At 35.3% G+C, this 4,691-nt stretch carries 6 protein-coding genes; 5 read left to right on the top strand and 1 reads right to left on the bottom strand.

All coding sequences use genetic code 11. The annotated features are described in order from the left end of the window. Positions 1-151 precede the first annotated feature (151 nt). The 4 genes from F6K13_RS19165 (at position 152) to F6K13_RS19150 (ending at position 1,867) form a co-directional block, all read left to right on the top strand. Complete coding sequence (locus F6K13_RS19165) at positions 152-898, top strand: GUN4 domain-containing protein (RefSeq protein ID WP_161564309.1); 747 nt, start codon at positions 152-154, stop codon at positions 896-898. A gap of 117 nt (positions 899-1,015) precedes the next feature. Continuing rightward, entirely contained in the window at positions 1,016-1,198 is a 183-nt protein-coding gene (locus F6K13_RS19160) for a hypothetical protein (RefSeq protein ID WP_124154209.1), read from the top strand. A 60-nt stretch (positions 1,199-1,258) separates the two neighbouring features. Continuing rightward, on the top strand, positions 1,259-1,513 hold the full coding sequence (locus F6K13_RS19155; RefSeq protein ID WP_124154210.1) for a hypothetical protein: 255 nt from the start codon (positions 1,259-1,261) through the stop codon (positions 1,511-1,513). A gap of 81 nt (positions 1,514-1,594) precedes the next feature. Then, positions 1,595-1,867: a hypothetical protein gene (locus F6K13_RS19150; protein ID WP_124143080.1), complete on the top strand. Its 273-nt coding sequence runs from the start codon at positions 1,595-1,597 to the stop codon at positions 1,865-1,867. A 178-nt stretch (positions 1,868-2,045) separates the two neighbouring features. Here the strand turns inward: F6K13_RS19150 and F6K13_RS19145 are convergent, their stop codons facing one another. Next, positions 2,046-2,588: a helix-turn-helix domain-containing protein gene (locus F6K13_RS19145; RefSeq protein WP_124143079.1), complete on the bottom strand. Its 543-nt coding sequence runs from the start codon at positions 2,586-2,588 to the stop codon at positions 2,046-2,048. A 173-nt stretch (positions 2,589-2,761) separates the two neighbouring features. On the opposite strand from F6K13_RS19145, the gene treZ reads away from it, so the two are divergent. Further along, a complete protein-coding gene (gene treZ / locus F6K13_RS19140) occupies positions 2,762-4,585 on the top strand; it encodes a malto-oligosyltrehalose trehalohydrolase (protein ID WP_124143078.1) in 1,824 nt (607 codons plus the stop codon). The last annotated feature ends 106 nt before the right edge of the window (positions 4,586-4,691 follow it).

Raw genomic sequence — 4,691 nt, 5'->3', positions numbered from 1 at the left:
GGATATTTTACAAGTTTATAAAAGGTATGAATTATTTATAAATACTCTAGAATAAGGGGGCTTTGATATTAGTAACTTGAGGCTAAATGAATCTCTGCGAGTAATTTTATCTGATTTTTTAAGCCTATGTAATGGTCTAAATATAGACGAATTGCATAAAATTTTTAGTAAATTACATCATAAAAATAAAGGTCTTACCTTATTAAAAGAAATTAGAGATATACTGGAACAAGATAAAAATCAAAAAATTAATATTTCTCCTACATATCCACTACCAGAACTATCAATACTACCAATATCAATTCCTCCTATAGAATTACCTATAGATCGGCAGGTTCCACAAAAACCAGAAGAAACTACTATTTTAGAACCAAATTTCGACCCAGAAATTTATGGTAAATTAGAAGATTTTCTGCAAAAAAAAAAGTGGAAAGAAGCTGATTTAGAAACTATGAGATTAATGATAGAAATTGCTGACAGTATTGAAAGTTCTAATCACGTTCCAAAAAATAGAGATTTGATAACACGGCTAGACAGTGAAGACATACAAAAAATACCTGATGAAGCATTAAAAATCATGGATAAACTTTGGTTTGAATACAGCAACGGTAATTTTGGTTTCAGTGTTAAAGCAAAAATTTGGTGTAAATGTAAAGGCAGGCCAGGAGAATTTAATTTTTCAATTTACAAGAACAAATTTGCAAAATATATCGGTTGGTATGATGGTAGAAAATGGATAGAAAGGTATGATGATTTTAATTTTTCTAGTGAAGCAAAACCAGGACATCTTCCTTCTTTAAGTTTTCCCGATCAAAAAAATTACCAAATCAACCGCATTCGCTGGAAAGAAACTTTTGAAGTTCTCTTACCACGTTTTTTTAATTGTGGATTAATCTAATAAATTAGGGTTCATACCAAAGTTGCTACTCTTAACCCTGAACTTTATGCTCAAATAGAAATACAAGGAAAATGGTCGGATGCACTGGCTCAAACCCAAATTAATTATCCTCAAATTATGATGACTGGTGGTAATAGTGGTTCAGGAGACTCTGCGTCAAATTTATTTAATTTATTGCAAATAGAACATTTAACTGGACTTGCAGGCAACCTTCAACTTAACCAAGGAACATCCACGCCATTACTTTCCAGATCGCCAACAACACATTCTCTTCCCCCAAACTTAGAAAAGAAAAGTTGACCAGCACACTCCGCTGAACTTAAGATTCCAATTGTTCTAGTAGTAGATACATCTAGTTCGATGTCTGGTGAACGTATTGATTCCTTAAATGCTGGAATTGCTGCTTTTAAAAAAGAATTTGAACCAAGTAGCAAAATATCCCAATCTGTGGAATTAGCTATCATAAATTCTAATAGTAATGGGCAAGGAATTCAAAATTTTGTGAATATGGATAAATTTGCCCCATCTCCTTTCAAAGCTGAAGGAGAAACGATGATGGGTGAGGGAATTAATTTAGCATTGCGAAAAATAGACAATTATCAGAATAATTACTAAAGCAATAATATTCAGGACTCTCAAAAACCTTGGTTATTTTATATTATAGGTATACCTCCAACTGACAGCAATTGGCAAACAATGGATAAGGAATGGCAAAAATCAGCGCAGCGTGCGAAAGAAGCGGCAAAGGCAAATAAACTCAATTTTTTTCTAGTCGGTGTTCAGGGAGTAGATATGATTAACCTCAGAGAAATTGCTTCTCCACAAACACAACCTAAGTCGCTCAATGGTTTGAAATTCCCTGAATTCTTCCACTGGCTTGCAGAGAATCTCAACACAGTTTCCAATAGTAAGCCAGGTGCTACTATTTCAATTCTCCCTATTACAGAATCCGCAAAAGATAAAGATTGATTATTAGACACTATTCTCTAGGGGCGAATAGCCATTCGTCCTTACACTGGTCTACCAAAATGAAAACCGTTGTAATATTCTTATCTTCCCTGAAGAAGATTTAGAGTTAAGGATGAGCGATCGCCACACATCCTTAACTCTAAATCTACCCAAAACCACTATATATAGTAGTTAAAAACTATAACGTTGCATATATACAGTGTTTAGCCTTTCGACTTTTTTGTTTTACCCGCTGCTGAACTACTTCCGGAGGCGGACCATAATCTCCATTACTGAAATATACTCGCTCTACTATATTTCCCGGTTCTACTTCAATCCACAGACGGGCACCTCCAGCTTGACTTCTATTAGGTTGATGGGGTTGATACACTATCTGGCAAGGCCCATGAATTTTTACAGCGTGGCAATAATCTTTTTTACTTCCTACTTTTACGGCGACTGCTCTATGAGAGGTTCCATGGTCTCGGTTATAATCTATAGTCTTTCGCAGAACATGAATAAAAGTATTAGCTGTGCGTTGATTTTTATTCCAAGTGGGTTCAGGGCCACGACGACCAGGTGTAATTTCTGGCATTCCTCTATGATTTAAAGGAATTCGCCAAAATCTTTTGACTTTACGCGCACCTATAACTCGGCCAGTATTTAGTAGAAAACGCAATCTACCTGTCGAGATATTTAGAAGAAAAGCCGCTTCGGTGGTACTAACTAATGAGACACTCATAACTATAACGTTGTAGTTTTAAATTATTTAAATGAAAAGGAAGGAGAATTGATAATTTTTTTTTAAAAAAGTAATTTAGTTTTAAGAGGTGAGTAAATTAACAGATGAAATTGTAGTCTAAAATTAGACAACATTATTATAAAAAATTCAACGCCCTCAGAGTATATAAATTTATGAAAATCGGTAGCCATTATTCAGCAGAAACAAATAAATGCCAATTTAATGTTTGGGCACCTCTACGAGAAAAGTTAGCTGTACATATTGTACATCCCCAAGAAAAATTTATTGAACTTCAAAAAGATGAATGGGGATATTGGCAAGGAGAAGCAAAAGACATTGACCCGGAAACTCTATATTTTTATCAATTAGACCGAGAAACTGACCGACCAGACCCAGCCTCTAACTGGCAACCTCAAGGAGTACATAGTCCTTCTAAAGTAGTAGACCATCAAAAATTTACCTGGAATGATACTTCTTGGCAAGGTATCCCTTTGGCAGAAATGATTATCTATGAACTTCATGTCGGTACTTTTACTCCCGAAGGAACTTTTGCAGCAATTATTCCGAGGTTGCCAGAATTAAAAGATTTAGGGATAAACACTATAGAAATTATGCCCGTAGCTCAATTTCCAGGCGATCGCAACTGGGGCTATGATGGAGTTTATCTTTATGGGGTCCAACATTCTTATGGTGGGCCGGATGGTCTAAAGCAGCTTGTTAATGCTTGTCATCAAGTAGGCATCTCTGTAATTTTGGACGTTGTTTATAATCATTTTGGTCCAGAGGGAAATTATCTCTGGGATTATGGTCCCTATTTTACGGATAAGTATCATACTCCTTGGGGAAATGCTGTTAATTTTGACGACGCATATAGTAATGAAGTCCGTAATTTTTTTATTGAAAATACTTTGTATTGGTTAGATAAATATCATATTGATGGTTTACGTTTAGATGCTGTTCATGCCATTTATGATATGAGTGCCGAACCTTTTTTACAACAGTTAGCTGCTAGGGTAGAAGAGTTTAGTAAAAATGATGGAAGGAAGCATTATTTAATTGCGGAAAGTGACTTAAATGATGTGCGAGTTTTACGTTCAAAAGAACAAGGAGGGTTTGGTCACGATGCTCAATGGTGCGATGATTTTCACCACTCTCTGCACAGTCTTTTAACAGGAGAAAGTTCTGGATATTATTCTGATTTTAAGAGTATAGAATCTCTGAAAAAATCTTATAAAGAAGGATATGTTTATACAGGAGAATTTTCACCTCACCGCCAGAGAAATCATGGTAATTCAACGGTTGGTTTTGCCGGAGAAAAGTTTGTAATTTGTATTCAAAACCACGACCAAATAGGTAATCGATTAATAGGAGAAAGATTATCAGCTTTAGTAGATTTTGAAGGATTAAAATTAGCAGCAGGAGCAGTTTTAATTTCTCCATTTGTACCAATGTTATATATGGGAGAAGAATATGGAGAAGAAGCTCCTTTTATGTATTTTGTTAGTCATGGAGATCCTAACTTAGTAGAAGCAGTGAGAAAAGGAAGGGCAGAAGAATTTAAGTCTTTCAATTGGTCTGGAGAAGTGCCCGATCCTCAAGGTGAAAAAGTATTTATGGACTCTAAATTAAATTGGGAAAAATCCAGGGAAGGTAAATATGGAGTTTTACGTTCTTTTTATAAACGCTTAATTGAGCTACGGAAAAAAATTCCAGTATTAGCTAAGCTTGACATCTCTCAAATAGAAGTAAAAAGTTTAGCAGATAAAAATGTCTTATTGCTTCACAGGTGGGGAGAGAAAAGTAGTGTATTGAGTCTGATGAATTTTGAAAAGCATTCTGTGACATTTGAACCTCAACTACCCACAGGAAATTGGCAAAAGCTGATTAATTCCTCAGACCGAGAATGGATGGGAGAAGGTGCTGCTTTACCTAAAAAATTATTATCTGGACAAACCGTGACGATTAATCCTTTAAGCTTTGCTCTTTATGAGACTTGATCGGAGCATTCCCCAGAGAACATACATTAGACCTCTCCTGAAAAGAGGGAGTAGGGAGAAAGAATTGATGATTTTTGCGGGATAAGTGATTTTATTTTTGATTATC

The sequence above is a fragment of the Okeania sp. SIO2B9 genome (assembly GCF_010672505.1).
Classification (GTDB): Bacteria; Cyanobacteriota; Cyanobacteriia; order Cyanobacteriales; family Microcoleaceae; genus Okeania; species Okeania hirsuta.
This window is presented reverse-complemented; position numbering and strand designations above follow the sequence as displayed.